This window comes from Aquimarina sp. TRL1 (assembly GCF_013365535.1).
Lineage (GTDB): Bacteria > Bacteroidota > Bacteroidia > Flavobacteriales > Flavobacteriaceae > Aquimarina > Aquimarina hainanensis.
This window is the reverse complement of the sequence record NZ_CP053590.1, coordinates 2,988,679-3,006,367: the sequence shown is the minus strand read 5'-3', so window position 1 is coordinate 3,006,367 and position 17,689 is coordinate 2,988,679. Positions and strand designations below refer to the sequence as shown.

General features: G+C 34.5%; 16 protein-coding genes. 10 read left to right on the top strand and 6 right to left on the bottom strand.

Going from position 1 to position 17,689, the window contains the following annotated elements; all coding sequences use genetic code 11:
- Nucleotides 1–12: 12 nt before the first annotated feature.
- Nucleotides 13–3,033, bottom strand: a complete 3,021-nt coding sequence (locus HN014_RS12050) for a tetratricopeptide repeat protein (RefSeq protein WP_176029121.1) — start codon at nt 3,031–3,033, stop codon at nt 13–15.
- 228 nt (nt 3,034–3,261) lie between these two features.
- On the opposite strand from HN014_RS12050, the gene HN014_RS12045 reads away from it, so the two are divergent.
- Nucleotides 3,262–3,945 carry a cell division ATP-binding protein FtsE gene (locus tag HN014_RS12045; RefSeq protein ID WP_176029120.1) on the top strand — a complete coding sequence of 228 codons (684 nt, stop codon included), beginning with the start codon at nt 3,262–3,264 and terminating at the stop codon, nt 3,943–3,945.
- Between the two features lie 30 nt (nt 3,946–3,975).
- Here HN014_RS12045 and HN014_RS12040 read toward each other — a convergent pair whose 3' ends face one another.
- The 4 genes from HN014_RS12040 to typA all read right to left on the bottom strand — a co-directional run bounded on the left by HN014_RS12040 (nt 3,976) and on the right by typA (nt 7,899).
- Nucleotides 3,976–5,217, bottom strand: coding sequence for an O-antigen translocase (locus HN014_RS12040; RefSeq protein WP_217704327.1), 1,242 nt, complete (start codon nt 5,215–5,217; stop codon nt 3,976–3,978).
- A 113-nt stretch (nt 5,218–5,330) separates the two neighbouring features.
- On the bottom strand, nt 5,331–5,669 hold the full coding sequence (locus HN014_RS12035) for a tRNA-binding protein (protein WP_176029118.1): 339 nt from the start codon (nt 5,667–5,669) through the stop codon (nt 5,331–5,333).
- A 106-nt stretch (nt 5,670–5,775) separates the two neighbouring features.
- Nucleotides 5,776–6,000, bottom strand: a complete 225-nt coding sequence (locus tag HN014_RS12030; RefSeq protein WP_176029117.1) for a uroporphyrinogen decarboxylase — start codon at nt 5,998–6,000, stop codon at nt 5,776–5,778.
- 99 nt (nt 6,001–6,099) lie between these two features.
- Nucleotides 6,100–7,899, bottom strand: coding sequence for a translational GTPase TypA (gene typA, locus HN014_RS12025; RefSeq protein WP_176029116.1), 1,800 nt, complete (start codon nt 7,897–7,899; stop codon nt 6,100–6,102).
- A gap of 162 nt (nt 7,900–8,061) precedes the next feature.
- Between typA and kdsA the strand changes: the two genes are divergently transcribed.
- The 9 genes from kdsA (at nt 8,062) to HN014_RS11980 (ending at nt 14,358) form a co-directional block, all read left to right on the top strand.
- Nucleotides 8,062–8,880 (top strand): 3-deoxy-8-phosphooctulonate synthase, encoded by an 819-nt coding sequence (gene kdsA / locus HN014_RS12020; protein ID WP_176029115.1) that lies wholly within the window; start codon nt 8,062–8,064, stop codon nt 8,878–8,880.
- A gap of 51 nt (nt 8,881–8,931) precedes the next feature.
- Nucleotides 8,932–9,777: a hypothetical protein gene (locus tag HN014_RS12015; RefSeq protein ID WP_254883993.1), complete on the top strand. Its 846-nt coding sequence runs from the start codon at nt 8,932–8,934 to the stop codon at nt 9,775–9,777.
- A gap of 171 nt (nt 9,778–9,948) precedes the next feature.
- Entirely contained in the window at nt 9,949–10,557 is a 609-nt protein-coding gene (locus HN014_RS12010; protein ID WP_176029114.1) for a hypothetical protein, read from the top strand.
- A 53-nt stretch (nt 10,558–10,610) separates the two neighbouring features.
- On the top strand, nt 10,611–10,904 hold the full coding sequence (locus HN014_RS12005; protein WP_176029113.1) for a transcriptional regulator: 294 nt from the start codon (nt 10,611–10,613) through the stop codon (nt 10,902–10,904).
- A gap of 57 nt (nt 10,905–10,961) precedes the next feature.
- Nucleotides 10,962–11,423 (top strand): hypothetical protein, encoded by a 462-nt coding sequence (locus HN014_RS12000; protein WP_176029112.1) that lies wholly within the window; start codon nt 10,962–10,964, stop codon nt 11,421–11,423.
- Nucleotides 11,420–11,707, top strand: coding sequence for a hypothetical protein (locus HN014_RS11995; RefSeq protein WP_176029111.1), 288 nt, complete (start codon nt 11,420–11,422; stop codon nt 11,705–11,707). Before HN014_RS12000 ends, HN014_RS11995 begins: the two co-directional genes overlap by 4 nt.
- 12 nt (nt 11,708–11,719) lie before the next feature.
- Nucleotides 11,720–12,376, top strand: coding sequence for a DUF1361 domain-containing protein (locus tag HN014_RS11990; RefSeq protein WP_176029110.1), 657 nt, complete (start codon nt 11,720–11,722; stop codon nt 12,374–12,376).
- Nucleotides 12,377–12,388: 12 nt separating this feature from the next.
- Complete coding sequence (creD, locus tag HN014_RS11985; protein WP_176029109.1) at nt 12,389–13,750, top strand: cell envelope integrity protein CreD; 1,362 nt, start codon at nt 12,389–12,391, stop codon at nt 13,748–13,750.
- A 125-nt stretch (nt 13,751–13,875) separates the two neighbouring features.
- Nucleotides 13,876–14,358 (top strand): DUF192 domain-containing protein, encoded by a 483-nt coding sequence (locus tag HN014_RS11980; RefSeq protein WP_176029108.1) that lies wholly within the window; start codon nt 13,876–13,878, stop codon nt 14,356–14,358.
- 112 nt (nt 14,359–14,470) lie between these two features.
- Here HN014_RS11980 and secDF read toward each other — a convergent pair whose 3' ends face one another.
- Complete coding sequence (secDF, locus tag HN014_RS11975; protein WP_176029107.1) at nt 14,471–17,497, bottom strand: protein translocase subunit SecDF; 3,027 nt, start codon at nt 17,495–17,497, stop codon at nt 14,471–14,473.
- Nucleotides 17,498–17,689: the final 192 nt, after the last annotated feature.

Here is a 17,689-nt window from a genome sequence, read left to right as displayed (position 1 = left end):
TTTTTGAAGGTATTATTGGTCAGTTTGTATAGATGAATTCGTTTTGGATTCTTCTGCTTTAATTTTTTGGAGGGTTGTTTTAGCTTCTGCTACCACATCCTGAAGTTCTGAAAAATTAGTAATTACACTTTCTAAGATATATGTTGCCTGATATGCATCTTTTAATGCGTAAAAATTCTTTGCCATGAGTACTAATCCCTTTGCCCCATATAAACGGTAACCGGAATATTCTTTTGCCAGTTTCTGAATGACTTCATTCGATGCTTTGTACTCCCCTGACTCATGTATAAAATACGCATTGTAATACAATGCTTCTGCGGCTAATTCTCCGGTTGCACTCTTTTCTACTTCTTTATAAGCTGCTCTGGCTCTCGACACATCTGCTGTTTGCAAAGCTGCTCTTGCTATAAATAAATGGGCATCATTTTTTACATCTTTTTCTATTTTGGGGTTAGACAACACTTTTTCTGCATACAAAATGGTCTTTCTGTAGTTCACTAATTGATAATAGGATTTCATCAGATTTGATTGTGCAAAAATGATATTCTGGGGATAGTCTCCTGTATTTTCCAATCGTTCTAGAACCGGAATGGCTTCTTCATATTTTCTATCTTCTAGATAAACCTGCGAAAGCCTGGCTAAAGACTGCTCTGTAAATTCACCTCTAGGCTGATTTAGCACGTATAGGTAATGAGGAATGGTTGCCTCTTTTTCTTTTTTCTTAAAAAGTAACTCTGCCAGATGATAATGGCTTTTAGTAGCGTGTAGTCCTTTTGGAAACTGTGCTAAATATTTCTCAAATCCATGAATAGCAGCAGACTCATTATTCTCTAGAAACTGTTTTTCTGCTGCTTCAAATACAGTATTATCCAGATCTTCATCACTTACATTCACAAACCCCAAACCTTTTACCCAGGAAGCATATTCATCTGTTCTTCCCATATCAACATAAATTAATCTAGCTGTATTAACTGCCTGGACTGCTTCTTCTGTTCCCGGATATTTTGCTACCACTTTTTTAAATTTAGACAGCGCATTGTCTCCCTGATTCTCATTATAGTATACCAATCCCTGTTTTAGCATTGCTTTTGCCACATATGAACTTTTGGGGGTTTCTGATATAATCCTGTTATAAGCTGCAATTCCTTTGTTAATCTTTTGCTCCGAGATATACACATTCCCTAAAGAATACAAAGCATCATCTTTATACACTGAATTCGGATAGTTATTCAGAAACGCCAGCAGGTCTTCAATTTTACGATCATTCTTATTGACAAAACCATAACTAATCGCTTTCTGATAATGTGCATAATCTGCATCAGCTCCTCCTTTTTTAATTGCCATATTATAGGCTTCCATAGCGGGCCAGTATTTTCTGGATATAAAATGACAATCTGCCATTCTCAAATAACTATCTGCTTCTTTTACACTATCTGCATTTCCTTGTTTCAGAAATACATCAAAATAAAAAGCCGCTTGTTCGTATTTTTTTAATTTAAAATAGGTATATGCCAGATTATAATCTATATCTCTGAATTCCTCCAATTGAGAAGCGCTGCTATTGGACTTAAACTCTTTATATCCCAGTAATGCTTCTTCAAAATCATTTAGAACATACTGACACTCCGTTTTCCAATACATCGCTCTGGCTGTAAATACAGGATCCCGTTGTTCTGATAATGATTTATCAAAATAACGTATCGCCATTGGATAGTCGCCTTCATTGAATAGCTCAACAGCTCTGTAAAATGCTACTTTTTGGTATACTTTCTTATCCTCAAAGTTTCGGCTTCTTTCTAACAGATCCATTGCTTCTTTATAATTTTTGGATGTTAGATAAGAGCTTATCAACAGCTCATTGATTTCATCTTTATATTCTGAATTCGGGTATTCTTTTAAATATCCTAATAGTACTTGTGGAGTCGTTTTATAAGAGTTTCCTATCTCATAACTCAATTTAGCATAATTATAAGCAGCATCTTCCTTTATTTGTTGCTCAAAATTCATTTCTGATGCATTCTTAAAAGCATGTAATGCCTGCTGTTTCTTATCCGTTCTCAGATATGATTCTGCCAAATGATAATATGCATTTTGTGAAATGGCATTGCGTCCATCGACAATTTTATTAAACTCTGAGATTGCTTCTTCATATGATTTTTGCTTGTAAAATGCATATCCCAACTGATAATAATCGGTATTACTCCATTTTCCTTTTCTTCCTTTATAAGCTTTGAGATAAGGAATAGCTTTCTCATATTCTTCCAAATTAAAATAACTCTCGCCAATGATTTTGTTAAGCTCCGATTTTTCAGCTGCTTTTGAGGTCGGTAATTGAGCGATTCCTTCTCTGATTGCACCTCTAAAATCTCCCGATTTAAAATTCATATCACTCTGGAAATATGAAAGATTCTTATTGTATTCTTTTAAATCTTTCACCTCATCAAAAAGTTCGTTTGCCTCCTTATAGTTATCTCCTTCATAAGCTATAAATCCCAGATAATATTTTGCCTGTGCTCCATACTTTTCAGAATCCTGAACTTTATTCAGGTATTTTTTTGCTTCATTAAATCGTTGAATTTTGAAATATGCATATCCATTATTGAAATTATATTTTTCCAATTCGGATCTACTCATATTCTTGGTATCTACTTTATCATACCACTTTCTGGCATAGGCATATTTTCCATGGTCAAAATAATAACTAGCTACGTCTAGATATGCTGCATTTCGCTTAACACTGGTAGGGTACTCTTCTACAAAATCCTCCATTAATGTATCAGCTCCTTTTTGATTCAACCACACTGAACAATTGGCTATATAGTATGCACAATCTGCCTGAATATTTTCGTCTTTTACTTCACTTTTCACCTTATCAAACAGGTTTTGAGCTGCCAGAAACTGCTTATTATTGTACAGTTCCATTGCCTGGTGAAATAAAACTAAATCATTGGTATAAATGGCAGATTGTTGTGCTGAAGAAGTAGTAGTAAACAGGACTACCACAAAAAGCACCAAAGTGATGTATTTGTTCATTTAGTTATGTATTACAATCCAAAAGTAACTATTGTATCCCTTGAGTGGTTTTTGCGTTAAAGATAGCGTAATCTTCATTTTAATAACGAAATATTTTAGAGATAATTACATTTGACATTTTTTTAACAGGGCTACACAATAAAAAGTAAAAAAAACAATTTTCATAACTATACTATTTTCATTAAACTTTTTACTTTTACTGATACTTATTAAACATTATAAAAAACTATGCCAGATTCGGTTCTTTATTTAAAAAATGCTTCTATATACCAACGAGAGAATTTAATCCTTTCTGAAATTAACGTGACAATTAACAAAGGGGATTTTGTGTATCTCATCGGAAAAACCGGAACTGGTAAAAGTAGTTTTATGAAAACTTTGTATGGGGATATTCCTCTACGGGAAGGAGAAGGAAGTATTGTTGATTTTGATCTGAGAGCATTAAAAGAAAAACAAATTCCTTTTTTGAGAAGAAAACTAGGGATTGTTTTTCAGGATTTCAAACTCCTGAATGATCGTACCGTAAAAGAGAATCTTTTGTTTATTCTCAAAGCTACTGGATGGGTGGATCAAAAAGCGATGAATAGTAAAATAGATGAAGTCTTAAGCAAAGTAGACATGAAGGACTCAGGAAACAAGTTCACTTATCAATTATCCGGAGGGGAGCAACAACGCGTAGCTATTGCAAGAGCTTTGCTAAACGATCCCGAATTAATTCTTGCGGATGAACCCACCGGGAATTTAGATCCTCAAACCTCTGTAGAAGTAATGGAGGTATTGCAGGACATCAATAAACAGGGGAATACAATATTGATGGCCACCCATGATTATGCTTTGCTGTTAAAATACCCTTCCAAAACATTAAAATGCGATGGAAATAAGGTATTTGAAGTAGTTCAAAGAAAAGGTTAGTCGTCTCGGTAATCCTCGATCTTGTTAGTTTTAGTTTTTTCGAATGATAAATACATCTTTAAACAGTAATACTGTGAAAAGAAAGGTACACGCTGCATACAGTGTATACGCCATTGCCCCTCCTACAAAACTATATTCGTTTATTAAGAATACACTACTCCCATAAAATATAGCTACAGAAATCAGTTCAATTACAACATACTGCATAAACCATCCTCTAGCAACCAATTGATATGAAAAAACAAGAGTTATCATTTTTAAGAAATCCCCTATTAACTGCCATTTAAAAACAGCTTCCATCGGCATAAAATCAACAGATAGTACGAATGAGATAATTTCTTTTTTGAACACAAAAATAATTAGAAAACAACCTGCGACAAAAGGCATAATTTCTTTTAGATACGCCTCTACTACATCTCTAAAAGTATCTTTTGCATAACGCACTCTCAGCTTTGTAGAGATATACACTGTGAGACTTCCTATAAAAAACAACCAATAGTGATCACTTATTTGCTGCATTGCTTCCCAATACCCTGCGGTTTTCATTCCGTATAAGGATGCAATCTGATTTCTGATATTAATCTTCACAAAAGGAAAGATAGCTCCTGACAGAATCCCAATGATTGCATAAGGAGCTAATTGCTTGATATATTTTTTAGAAATTCTGTTCGCCCAAAGGAGCTTTGCAAAATTCTTTTGATTCGATATAATTACGATGGTTACAAATAATGAGATTGCAGGATTTAACACTATCGCTATAAAAGCTCCTTCTAATCGAAATTCCCAAACCAATATAAGCGTAATAAACAGTCCTAAAAGACTCCCTACCATGTTGAGTAATATATATACTTTGTATTTAGAAAACCCTTTAACAATAGAAGTACACAAGACATTAACCCCATAGAATGATAATGCGATACCAAGCTGTTTAAAAATATAAGAGAAATCGTATGGCTTCCCAAAAATTACATCATTCCAAAAAACAGGATCAAAGTACAACCAGGCAGATAATACCATCGTAACTACAAAACAAATGAAGTATGCACTGGATAACAGTGCTTTCATTTCTTCTTTATCATCTTTAACTACTAATACTTTTTGGACCACCCCATCAAACAATCCCAAAGTAGCTATGGTCTTCATAGAGGTCACCGCATTCTTTAGGTTTCCTAACAGAGCCATTCCTTCTGTTCCAAGCAAAAGAGCTATTACTTTAGTGACGATCATATCTGCAACGAACCTTACAGAAGTACCAATCCCACTAAAAGACATAAAATGTCTTCTTATCTTTCTTATCAGAAATTCCAATCTTCCGGTATTATTTTTTTGACCTCTATCCCCCTTGAGTTCATTTTATTTATTATCAGTCTATTAAAAAAATACGTTCATCCAATCCTTTCTCCATTTTTTACCTTCATATCCGGATGTAATAATGTTACTTCTTTACGCTCATTTACAGCGCCCAAGACGAGGCATTCGCTCATCATATTGGCAATTTGTTTTGGCGGAAAATTAATAACTGCCACCACCTGCCTTCCTATTAATTGATCCGGCGAATAAAAATCAGTAATCTGTGCAGATGTTTTCCTTGTCCCATAATCCCCAAAATCGATAATCAGTTTATAAGCAGGATTTCTTGCTTCCTTAAATTCTTCTGCACTGATAATAGTTCCTACTCTCATTTCCACATGTATAAACTCTTTCCAGCTCAAATTATTTTCCATCTTATTTGTTTTTATTTAGTTACTCATGAGCAGGTATCTTTCCTGTTTATTTTTGATCCATGAACCTTCTTTTATTATAAAATAAAACTATTCTTCTTCAAATTTCTTATGCTTTCTTAACAAAAAGGTAATAAATATTAATCAGCACAATTGCAGCATTGGTTATTATAATAGGCAATGACCAATTCAACAAAACCCCATAGACAATAAACGCTATACAGCCAATAGAATTAACCAATCGTAAGGTTTTTATGTTTTTCATCAAAAATGATATTAAGACCATAAATGAAGCAAAATACCCCACAATATCAACCAACATAGTTTCTTCCATATTTAATAATTTTATTTTCAACATAATTAGTAAAAAAAGCTTATAAAGCAAAAAACTCACGACTTATCGTGAGTTTTTTTTCGATGTATTACTTATATTTTAGACGATTTTGTTTCGTTTTCTTTCTACTTCTGTCAGAAAGATTTTTCGCAACCTTAAATGATTTGGAGTTACTTCTACATATTCATCTTTCTGGATATATTCCAGCGCTTCTTCTAAAGAAAATTTAATAGCAGGAACAATTTTAGCTTTATCATCAGCTCCTGCCGAACGAACGTTACTTAACTTTTTAGTTTTTGTAACATTAACAGTCATATCATCTCCTCTGGAATTTTCTCCAATTACCTGTCCTTCATAAATATCTTCTCCCGGATCGATAAAGAACTTTCCTCTTTCCTGTAGTTTATCTATTGAATAAGGTATGGCTGTTCCTTTTTCCATCGATACTAATGACCCATTGATGCGACCTGGGATATCTCCCTTTAACGGTTGATATTCTTTGAAACGGTGTGCCATAATAGCTTCTCCAGCTGTTGCTGTAAGCAACTGATTACGAAGTCCTATAATCCCTCTAGAAGGAATCAAAAACTCACAGATCATTCGCTCTCCCTTTGCTTCCATACTCAGCATCTCTCCTTTTCTCAGTGTCACCATTTCTACAGCTTTACCTGAAACCGTTTCCGGAAGGTCAATGGTTAATTCTTCTACAGGCTCACATTTGACTCCGTCTATTTCCCTGATAATTACTTGTGGTTGTCCTATCTGTAGTTCATAACCTTCTCGTCTCATCGTTTCTATCAATACAGACAAGTGCAGTACTCCTCTACCATAGACCATAAATTTATCAGCACTATCTGTTTCTTCTACTTTTAATGCCAGGTTTTTTTCTAATTCTTTTTCTAACCTTTCTTTGATATGTCTAGAAGTAACAAACTTTCCATCTTTTCCAAAAAACGGAGAATCGTTAATCGTAAACAACATACTCATAGTTGGCTCATCAATGGCAATAGTTTGTAATCCTTCCGGGTTTTCTAAATCCGCTACTGTATCACCGATCTCAAAACCTTCCAATCCTACTAATGCACAAATATCTCCTGCTTCAACCTTTTCTACTTTCATTCTTCCCAGTCCCTGGAATGTATGAAGCTCTTTAATCCTTGTCTTTTTAATAGCCCCATCTCTTTTTACAAGCGATACTTGCATTCCCTCGGTAAGTGCACCTCTTTGTAAACGTCCAATAGCAATCCTTCCTGTAAATGATGAGAAATCCAAGGAGGTGATTAACATTTGAGGAGTTCCTTCTTCCACTTTTGGAGATGGAATGTGTTCAATCACCATCTCTAATAATGGTTCTATGGAATCCGTTGGTTTTTTCCAGTCATTACTCATCCAGTTATTCTTCGCTGAACCATATACTGTTGGGAATTCCAATTGCCATTCTTCTGCTCCTAATTCGAACATTAAGTCGAAAACTTTTTCATATACCTCATCAGGGGTACAGTTTTCTTTATCAACTTTATTTACAACAACGCAGGGTTTTAGCCCTAAATCAATCGCTTTTTGTAATACAAAACGGGTTTGCGGCATGGGACCTTCAAAAGCATCAACTAATAGTAATACCCCATCTGCCATGTTTAAAACACGTTCTACTTCTCCACCAAAATCGGCGTGACCTGGAGTATCAATAATATTAATTTTAGTTCCTTTATAAGTAACCGATACGTTTTTAGAGGTAATAGTGATTCCTCTTTCTCGTTCTAAGTCATTATTATCTAATATAAGATCACCCGTATTCTCATTCTCTCTGAATAATTGACAGTGATACATAATTTTGTCTACCAATGTCGTTTTACCATGGTCTACGTGAGCAATTATCGCAATGTTTTTTATAGCAGTCATATACGCCAGAATTTAAGGCTGCAAATGTACGAGATATTTCGACACAATCTACAATATTTACTGCATATTTAAAATGGACTTAATACAAGTAGTTAAACTCTTGGGAATCTAGGATTATAAACAAGAAAAACTCCTATCTTTGCGGCTTAAAATTTACCTGTCATGGATCTTAAAAACATTCCAAATTTAAAAAATCTGGATTCTAATAACTTCTTCCTTCTTGCAGGACCTTGTGCTATCGAAGGGGAAGAAATGGCATTAAAAATTGCCGAAAAAGTAGTCGAAATCACTTCCAAACTTAAGATACCTTATGTATTCAAAGGGTCTTTCAAAAAGGCAAATCGCAGCAGAATTGATAGCTTTACCGGTATTGGAAATGAAAAAGCCTTAAAAATCCTTCGAAAAGTAGGTGAAACTTTTCAAATTCCAACGGTAACCGATATTCATGAAAATGAAGATGCTGTAATCGCTGCGGAATATGTTGATATCTTACAGATCCCTGCTTTTCTAGTTCGCCAAACCGACCTTGTGGTAGCCGCTGCTAAAACCGGTAAAACAGTAAACCTAAAAAAAGGGCAGTTCATGAGTCCTGAAGCAATGCAGCATGCTGTAAAAAAAGTTGAAGATAGCGGGAATACCAATGCCATGATTACTGATCGGGGAACAATGTTTGGGTATCAGGATATGATTGTTGATTTCAGAGGAATTCCTACTATGAAATCATTTGGTACTACTGTATTAGATGTAACACATTCTTTACAACAACCTAACCAATCAAGTGGTGTTACAGGAGGAAGACCTGACATGATCGAAACTATTGCCAGAGCCGGGATTGCTACTGGAGTTGACGGTCTCTTTATGGAAACTCACTTCGACCCTGCCAATGCCAAAAGTGATGGAGCAAATATGCTTCACTTAGATCACCTGGAAAAACTACTTTATAACCTCGTACAAATTCGACAAACTATTAATTCACTATAAAAAGTTAATACTACTACATTGAAAAAAGCTCCATTTCTTTATCTATTGCTTTTGACTACATGTTATACAGCAATAGGACAAACGGGTACAGCCCAAACACAAGTACGAAGCAAACGATTACGAACAAAAAACAAAGGCAAATTTTATTTTTATTGGGGTTGGAACGTTTCCCAATACAGTAAATCAAATATTCATTTTGAAGGTGAAAATTATGATTTCACTATTCACAATGCCAAAGCACATGACAAAGTAACCAAGCCTATTGGTTATGACAAATACCTAAACCCTGCTAACCTCACCATTCCACAAACAAATGCCAGAATCGGATATTATTTCCATGATAACTGGAATGCATCTATTGGTCTTGATCATATGAAATATGTAATGGAACAATATCAGACAGCAAGAATATCTGGAGATATCTACCTAACGGAAGATAATGAAGGTACAACCTACTTCAATGGGACTTACAACCAGCAGGAACAAGTTCTATATGAAGATTTCGTCGCCTTTGAACATACAGACGGTTTGAATTATGTCAACCTGGAGATCGCTAGAGTTGATAATCTGGGAGACTTTTTTGGCTGGAACCCCGATAAAATACAATTAAATATCACTGAAGGATTTAGTGCAGGAGTGCTCATTCCTAAAACCAATGCCAAAGTTCTTAACAAAGATCGATATGATCAATTCCATTTATCAGGTTATGGAGTCTCTCTAAAAGCTGGTATCAATGTTACTTTCTTTAAATATTTCTTCCTGCAAGCCGAATTAAAAGGAGGGTTTATTGATATGCCGAATATTCGTACCACTAGCAGTAAAGCCGATAGTGCAAAACAACACTTTAATTTCTTGCAACAGAATATAACTTTTGGAGGAATTTTTAAAGTTTTCTAGAACAGTATCACCCATATATAACGAAGGTATTTCTTTTAAAAAGAAATACCTTTTTTTTCTTCTTAAATGTATATTTCATTCTTATATCCCCCTTCTCTCCTCTCTATTTTTTTTTAAAAGTTTGGTTTCTAATAAATATTTATGTTACTTTGTTTTTCAAAGTACTTTATAATGAGTAAGGAAAATTATTTAAAAGACTTATCAGAGATTAAAGATTTGATGAATAAATCATCTCGTTTTTTCTCCCTTAGCGGATTATCCGGAATTTTAGCTGGAATTTACGCATTAATCGGGGCTACAATTGCCTATTACCTGGTTCAGAGCAGTGGTCGAAAGCAACTTATCTTAGATGGAAAGATATTTACATATGTATTAATCGATCTTGCTGCCGTAGCAATTCTAAGTATTATCACGGCTGTAATCCTAAGTCATAAGAAAGCAAAAAGAAACAATGAATCGCTATGGAATGGTACCTCCAGGAGGTTACTAACTGCATTTTTGGTTCCTTTAGTCACAGGAGGCATCTATATCTTGATAAAGATATCCAGTAATCACTACGGTTTAACAGGCTCCTTAATGCTTATTTTTTATGGCCTGGCACTAGTAAATGCTTCTAAATACACTATTGGCAATGTAAAATTTTTAGGATATACTGAGATTGTATTAGGTCTTATATGCGCTATGTTTCCCGGATATGGTTTTTGGTTCTGGATCATAGGCTTTGGCTTTATGCATATAATTTATGGAAGCATTGTTTATCTTAAAGATGATAAGAATTAAATAAAACTTTTGTAACCTTTGCAACTGATCAATTATTTTGAAATCATATATTCATGAGCAGCATCATCAATAATATAAATAAAGCTTTTGACCATAGAATTCGATTGGGAATCATGTCTATTCTGATGGTTAATGAATATGCTGATTTTAAAACTCTAAAAGAGCTTCTCGGAGTCACCGATGGTAATTTGGCAAGCCACACTAAAGCACTGGAAAAAGAAAACTATATCAATGTCGAAAAATCTTTTATCGGGCGTAAACCTAACACGAGATACAGCACTACTAAAGAGGGGCGTATCGCATTCAGAAAACACGTAGAAGCAATAGAGAAACTATTAAAACAATAAAAGGAAGAAGGTATATTTTTTTATACATAAACTTTGAAATTCAAAGTACTTTAAAACATGAGAGCAAAATTATTAGAAATACTATACAACTACAGTAAAATCCCTTATCAAAAGTGGTTTAAAACAAATAAAGCCTGGAATTTATCTATAACAAACTTATTGACCTATCCCAAAAAAACACTTGGTTACGAATTAGGTCTTTTCTTAAAAAGCAATAACTTCTCTCCTCAGGAAAAGTTAGAAAATCACGATGTATTCCATGTATTAACTAACATTGGCACTTCGGTACCAGAGGAGATTGCTATGCAATATTATTTGCTTGGCAATGGAAAAAGAAGCGCATATCTCTATGCGGTACTATTACTAGGCACTCCTTTATATCTGGATAAAATTCAGCTATTCAATACCGCATATCACTACGGGAAAAGAGCTTTCTCTTTTCATCAATTAAACTACCGCCCTCTACTAAACAAAAACACACAAGAATTACAAACTATTTTTTCAATAACACCTTTATGAAATTTAATGAACCTATAAACAGAAATGCGTTATTACTCGCTTTTGTCAGCTTTTTAATAGGCAGCTGCTTATTACTAACCTATATAATCTATCCAAGAGGATTTTTTATAACTACCGGATACACTTACCTGATTATCGCCTTTGCCATTAATAGCGCCATGCTTGTAGCTCTATTGATTAACGCTTTTTACAAGTATAAAAACTACAAAGAAAATTTACTAACAATTAGTCTATTTCTATTAAATATCCCTATTTGTCTGGGATACCTCTCTTTTATAATCTAAAACATCGCCATTATGATAACAATACAAAACAAAGACATTTCTTTTATTCGTTTATTCACTATTACCAGCTGCTTTAGCTTTGCATTACTCATGCTACGAATTGTAAAAACCAGTTCTCCATTTTTTCTATTTCTCGTTTGGAATCTATTTTTAGCCAGTATTCCATATTTCATTACTTTACTACTAAAAACAGAACGCCTTAGAAAAAACAAACTATTCTTAATCATTGGTTTTACCATCTGGCTAGCATTTCTCCCTAATGCTCCCTATATCGTCACGGATTTACAACACATCAGAATTAGCTCTCTTGATTCAATATGGTTTGACGTTTTATTACTTCTTTCTTTTGCAATCAACGGTCTAATCATCGGGTTTGCTGCTTTAAAAAACATGCAGGAGATTCTCCGCCATCACCTTCCTAAAAAGATCATTACCATAGCTACTTATATAATCTTTTTATTATGTGGGTTCGGCGTATATCTCGGACGTGTTTTGCGATGGAATAGCTGGGATATTATGACTAACCCTTTAGCCATTGTTACTGATATTAGCAGAAGAATTATCTATCCTATTTCATATATAAACACCTGGGGCTTTACGATCTGCTTCGGAACATTTCTAATTCTTTTATACCACATCACATCATTTCTCAATAACAAACAACAATAAAAAAAACACATAATGGAACATCAAAAACAAAAAAAGTCTTTTGGTCAATGGATAAAAACGTCATTAACTATTCGAATGCTCATGATGGGTTTTCTAATTCTTATTCTATTAATCCCTTTAGCTTATATCAAAGACCTTATCCAGGAACGTGCCTACAGACAAGAAGAAGTCGTCAAAGAAATCAACCAGAAATGGGGTAACCAGGTACTCCTTTACGGACCAATACTAAAAGTTCCGTATCTGACACATCATATCAGTAAAGTCTGGAACGAAAAATTAAAGACTTACGAAACAAAAGACGATATTACACAACACAACGCATACTTCTTTCCCGATCAATTAGATATTGATGCCACCATCGAGTCAGAAACACTCGGTAGAAGTATTTACGAATCTGTAGTATACACTTCTGACATACAGCTAAAAGGAACCTTCAAAGCTCCTGATTTTAAAACCAATGACATCAAGGAAGAAGATATCTTATGGAACAAAGCAACCATCATTCTTAACTCTACCAATCTAAAAGGAATCAAGAGCAATCTAAACCTACAAATCGGAAACAACACGTACCCCCTGCGATCCAAATTCAAGAAAAATGCATACATGTATACATTGGAAACAAAGTTTCTAAACGAAACAGACCTTCCTAACTCTGAAAAAAACACGTCTTTCAGCCTGGGAATAAAAATCAACGGAAGTGAAGAATTGAGTTTTATCCCTATCGGAAGTGAGACCAATGTATCCATGTCTTCTAATTGGGCGTCTCCCAGTTTTAACGGAGAATACCTTCCCAACCCCAAAACAAAAGAAATATCCAAAGACGGATTTAAAGCTTCCTGGAAAATTTTAGAAACCAACAGAGAATTTGAACAGGATTTTTTCGGAGAACTTCCTCATATTTCTTCATCTGCATTTGGGGTCAAATTGCTAATTCCTGTAGATGAGTACCAAAAAAGTGAGCGCGCAGCAAAATATGGTTATCTGGTCATCTCATTAACCTTTTTAATTTTCTTCCTAATTCAGTCCATCAGCAACATAACCATTCACCCTTTTCAATATTTAATGATCGGATTGGCATTATCCATGTTTTACACTCTTCTAATATCTATCTCAGAACACTCCAGCTTTTTGCAAGCGTATGTTATTGCCGGTGCCGCTGTAGTCTTATTGATTGCTATATACTCCAAAACTATACTAAAAAGCACTAAGTTCATGTTATTTATTGCCGTATCGCTAATCGCATTATACACCTTTATATTTGTTATCATACAATTAGAAAGTTATGCACTGCTCGTAGGGAGCATAGGATTATTCCTCATCTTAGGAACTATCATGATGGTCTCCAGGCGTATCGAATGGAATAAAGAAGCATAGTATAAACCACTTCTTTAGTTCAAAAAAAAGCCTGATGTATAGCACCGGAATACATCAGGCTTTTTTTAATTATTTTAGCACTTATATAAAGTATGATCCGGCTAACAATACAAATCTGTTTTTCCATGAAAAAAATACATCAACTCCTCATTTTATTAATTTGTATATCCTCCTGCAAGGATACCCCTACATCAAACTCCCCAATTAAAACTTCTGAAATACGTTTCACTAAAGAAGGAGAACTATATCTCACAAAACCATCTGGAGATACCATACAAAAACTGGATATCGAATTCGCTATCTCAGATTACGAACAAGAAACCGGACTGATGTATCGAAAATCTATGAAAAATTCGGAAGGAATGTTATTCATCTACCCAGAGAGTCAACCGCTTAGTTTTTATATGAAAAACACCTTAATTCCTCTTGATATTATTTTTATAGATGAACACCAGTCTATTATAAATTTTCAAAAAAATGCAAAACCTCTGGACGAATCCTCTCTTCCTGCTACTGCTCCAGCACAATATGTACTGGAGATAAATGCCGGTCTATCTGATCAATGGAAGTTACAGCCTGGAGACAAAATTAGTTTTACAAAAAAATAGCTTTTCATTTCCTAAAGAAACTAAATACAATCTTCAGAAAATATCAACATAAAAGAGCGCCGTTACAAAGATTGTAACGGCGCTCTTTTATTAAGCTATAGATGCATATTTATTATGCTTCTACTAAATCTTCTTTTGGTTTTTCTTCTTTCTCTTTTAAACCTACTTTACTCACCGTATCAAACATTACAGGAGTAGCAATAAATAATGAAGAATACGTACCTACCAACACCCCGATAATCAGAGAGAACATGAATCCTCTCAACGGAACTGCAAAAATAAATATCGTCACCAATACTAATAAAGTTGTTAGTGAAGTATTCAAGGTACGGCTCAATGTACTATTCAATGCAGCATTCACTGTTTTTCTCAATGGCCATCCTGTATGTTCTCCTAAAAATTCTCGGATTCTATCGAATACAACCACGGTATCATTCAGAGAGTATCCGATCACTGTCAGAATTGCCGCAATAAACGCCTGATCAATTTCCATATTGAAAGGCATAAATTTCCATGTCAAAGAGAATACTCCCAATACAACTAATACATCATGGAATACAGCAGTAACAGCACCTAAACTAAACTGCCATCTTCTAAATCTAAGTAGGATATATAAAAATACCACTATCAAAGACCCTAATACAGACCAAAACGCAGCTTGCTTAATATCATCTGCGATAGTAGGTCCTACCTTCATAGATGACATAATTCCAACTTGTTTATCTTCATCTCCATTTGAGAATTCTTCATAACTCAATCCTTCTGTCAAATATGGTTTTAATGCACTAAATAACTTGTTAGAGATTTCGCTATCTACTTCTTCTCCAGTTTCATTAACCTTGTACTTAGTTGTTATTTTTAACTGGTTATCTGCCCCTAATGTTTTTGCCTGAGCACTTTCGAAAACAGCTATCAAGTCTTTTTCTACTTCTGTAGGAACAACATCCTTAGCAAAACGTACAGTATATGTTCTTCCTCCTACGAAATCTACTCCCTGATCTAATCCCTGCGTAAACAAAGACCCTAATCCTGCTAAAACAATGATAGCAGAGAAAATATACGCCACTTTTCTTTTTACTATAAAATCGATGTTTACATTCTTGAACAGATTTTTTGTCATACTGGTAGAAAAAGCTAATTCTTTTCCATTTTTACCATATCCATCAATAAACAATCTCGTAATAAATATTGCAGTAAATAAAGATGTAGCAATACCAATCAATAAAGTGGTAGCAAACCCTTTAATAGGTCCTGTTCCAAATACTAATAAGATAAGCCCTGTTAATCCTGTAGTAATATTAGCATCTAAAATAGAAGACAATGCATTACTAAATCCGTCTTTTATCGCTTCTTTCTGAGATTTCCCTTTTGTAAGTTCTTCTCGAATTCTTTCAAAAATAAGCACATTCGCATCAACCGACATACCAATTGTCAATACAATACCGGCAATACCAGGTAATGTCAACACTGCTTTTAACCCTGCTAATACTCCGAATATAAATAAGATATTTACCACCAAAGCAACATCTGCAAAAGCTCCTGCTTTTCCATAATAGAAAATCATCCATATCAGAATCAACACTAAAGCAATTATAAAAGACATAATTCCACTGTCAATTGCTTCCTGACCTAAAGATGGTCCAACAACTTCACTTTGGATAATATCTGCAGAAGCAGGCAGTTTTCCTGCTCTCAATACGTTTGCTAAATCTTGCCCTTCTGTAATATCAAAGTCTCCGGTAATTTCACTTCTTCCTCCACCAATAGGGCCACTTGTTACTCCTGGTGCTGAATATACTACATCATCAAGTACAATTGCTATCTGGCTTCTTTGACTAAAGGCTCTACCCGTCATTTCTTCCCATTTCTTAGCTCCTTTACCATCCATCTGCATGGTTACAGTTACCTGTCCAACCTGATTATACTCCTGTCTTGCATCAGTAATTACTCCCCCACTTAGTTCTGCTACATTATCTCTATTTCCTTTTAATGCATATAGATCTAAGAATGGAACGTCTTTTACTTGTTTTCCCCAAACGAACTTAGCATATCGCTGCTCTACAGGCAATAATGCTCGCACCTGAGGGTCTCTTAAATACGCACTGAATTGTGCTGTATCTTTAATTGCTACACTAACAACAACTGGTCCTGATTGTCTTCCTGGCCCAGCAATTAAATCAAATAACGGGTTTACAGCTTTTTCTAAATTTGTAGAATCTTCTGCATCTTCCAAAAGATCTGCAATTGCTGCATCTTCTTTTGATGCTGTCGAATCTACTTTTGTAGAGTCAGATGCAATCTCGCTTGTTTCTGCAACCTTATCAGCTGTCTTCTTTTGCTGCTCTTCTCTTTCTTTTAGCAAATTGTTTGCGGCAGATAAAAAAGGAAAAACTTCTTCCATTTTATATACATCCCAGAATTCTAACTGTGCTGTACTTTGCAATAGTTTCTTAACTCTATCTACATCTTTTGCTCCTGGCAACTCTACCAGAATACGTCCTGATTCTCCTAAACGCTGAATATTTGGTTGTGTTACCCCAAACTTATCAATACGTTTACGCAATACTTCAAAAGCAGATGTTACCGACTCATTTATTTTCTTTTTCAAAACAGGTTTTACCTGCTCATTCGTCATATCATATGTGATATCATCACTCAGGTTTTTATTAGCGAAAATATCAGGAGATGCAAATTTAGCGTCTGGAATTTTCTCAAATTCTTTGAAGAAATCATCAATATAATCGTTTTGACTATTTTTTTGTGTTTCATCAGTAGCAAGTAACGCTTTATTAAAAGAAGGATCTTTAGAATAATTCGCTAATCCTTTTAAAATATCTTTTACCGAAATCTGAAGAATCACATTAATTCCTCCTTTAAGGTCAAGTCCTTTATTAAGTTCTTTATCCTTTGCATCATTATAACTGATTCCCGCGAAAATTTCTTCTTTTCCTATAGAATCCAAATATTGACGCTGAGCGATTTCTCTTAATTTAGAAGCATCTTCTGCAGGGTATTTCTGCTGCGCATACGTTTCTGCTTCTTTTTCTTTTGTGTAGGTCAAATATGTATACGATAATTGGTAAATACACACCAATCCAAATAAAATCGCAAACACCCTAACAATACCTTTGTTTTGCATTATTGTTTGTTTTTTGGCCAAAATTCCCATAAACTCTCCCTAAAAAAAGGGTTATTTCTGGGCTGACGATTAGTTTTAATTATTAATTTTTATAGTAAGTAAGTTTCTAAAAAAAGTTCAACGATTTTCCTTCATTATGAAAATGTTGTTCTTTTTAACTTTTAGAATTTGTGATTTGTTTTTTTAGGAATT

Coding starts and splice junctions, on each gene's coding strand:
- HN014_RS12010 (WP_176029114.1), top strand. CDS start 9,949: ATGAGTAAGGAAAATTATTTAAAAGACTTATCAGAGATTAAAGATTTG.
- HN014_RS12000 (WP_176029112.1), top strand. CDS start 10,962: ATGAGAGCAAAATTATTAGAAATACTATACAACTACAGTAAAATCCCT.
- HN014_RS11995 (WP_176029111.1), top strand. CDS start 11,420: ATGAAATTTAATGAACCTATAAACAGAAATGCGTTATTACTCGCTTTT.
- HN014_RS11980 (WP_176029108.1), top strand. CDS start 13,876: ATGAAAAAAATACATCAACTCCTCATTTTATTAATTTGTATATCCTCC.
- HN014_RS11990 (WP_176029110.1), top strand. CDS start 11,720: ATGATAACAATACAAAACAAAGACATTTCTTTTATTCGTTTATTCACT.
- HN014_RS12040 (WP_217704327.1), bottom strand. CDS start 5,217: ATGTCTTTTAGTGGGATTGGTACTTCTGTAAGGTTCGTTGCAGATATG.
- typA (WP_176029116.1), bottom strand. CDS start 7,899: ATGACTGCTATAAAAAACATTGCGATAATTGCTCACGTAGACCATGGT.
- HN014_RS12050 (WP_176029121.1), bottom strand. CDS start 3,033: ATGAACAAATACATCACTTTGGTGCTTTTTGTGGTAGTCCTGTTTACT.
- HN014_RS12045 (WP_176029120.1), top strand. CDS start 3,262: ATGCCAGATTCGGTTCTTTATTTAAAAAATGCTTCTATATACCAACGA.
- HN014_RS12030 (WP_176029117.1), bottom strand. CDS start 6,000: ATGGAAGAAACTATGTTGGTTGATATTGTGGGGTATTTTGCTTCATTT.
- secDF (WP_176029107.1), bottom strand. CDS start 17,497: ATGCAAAACAAAGGTATTGTTAGGGTGTTTGCGATTTTATTTGGATTG.
- HN014_RS12005 (WP_176029113.1), top strand. CDS start 10,611: ATGAGCAGCATCATCAATAATATAAATAAAGCTTTTGACCATAGAATT.
- creD (WP_176029109.1), top strand. CDS start 12,389: ATGGAACATCAAAAACAAAAAAAGTCTTTTGGTCAATGGATAAAAACG.
- HN014_RS12035 (WP_176029118.1), bottom strand. CDS start 5,669: ATGGAAAATAATTTGAGCTGGAAAGAGTTTATACATGTGGAAATGAGA.
- kdsA (WP_176029115.1), top strand. CDS start 8,062: ATGGATCTTAAAAACATTCCAAATTTAAAAAATCTGGATTCTAATAAC.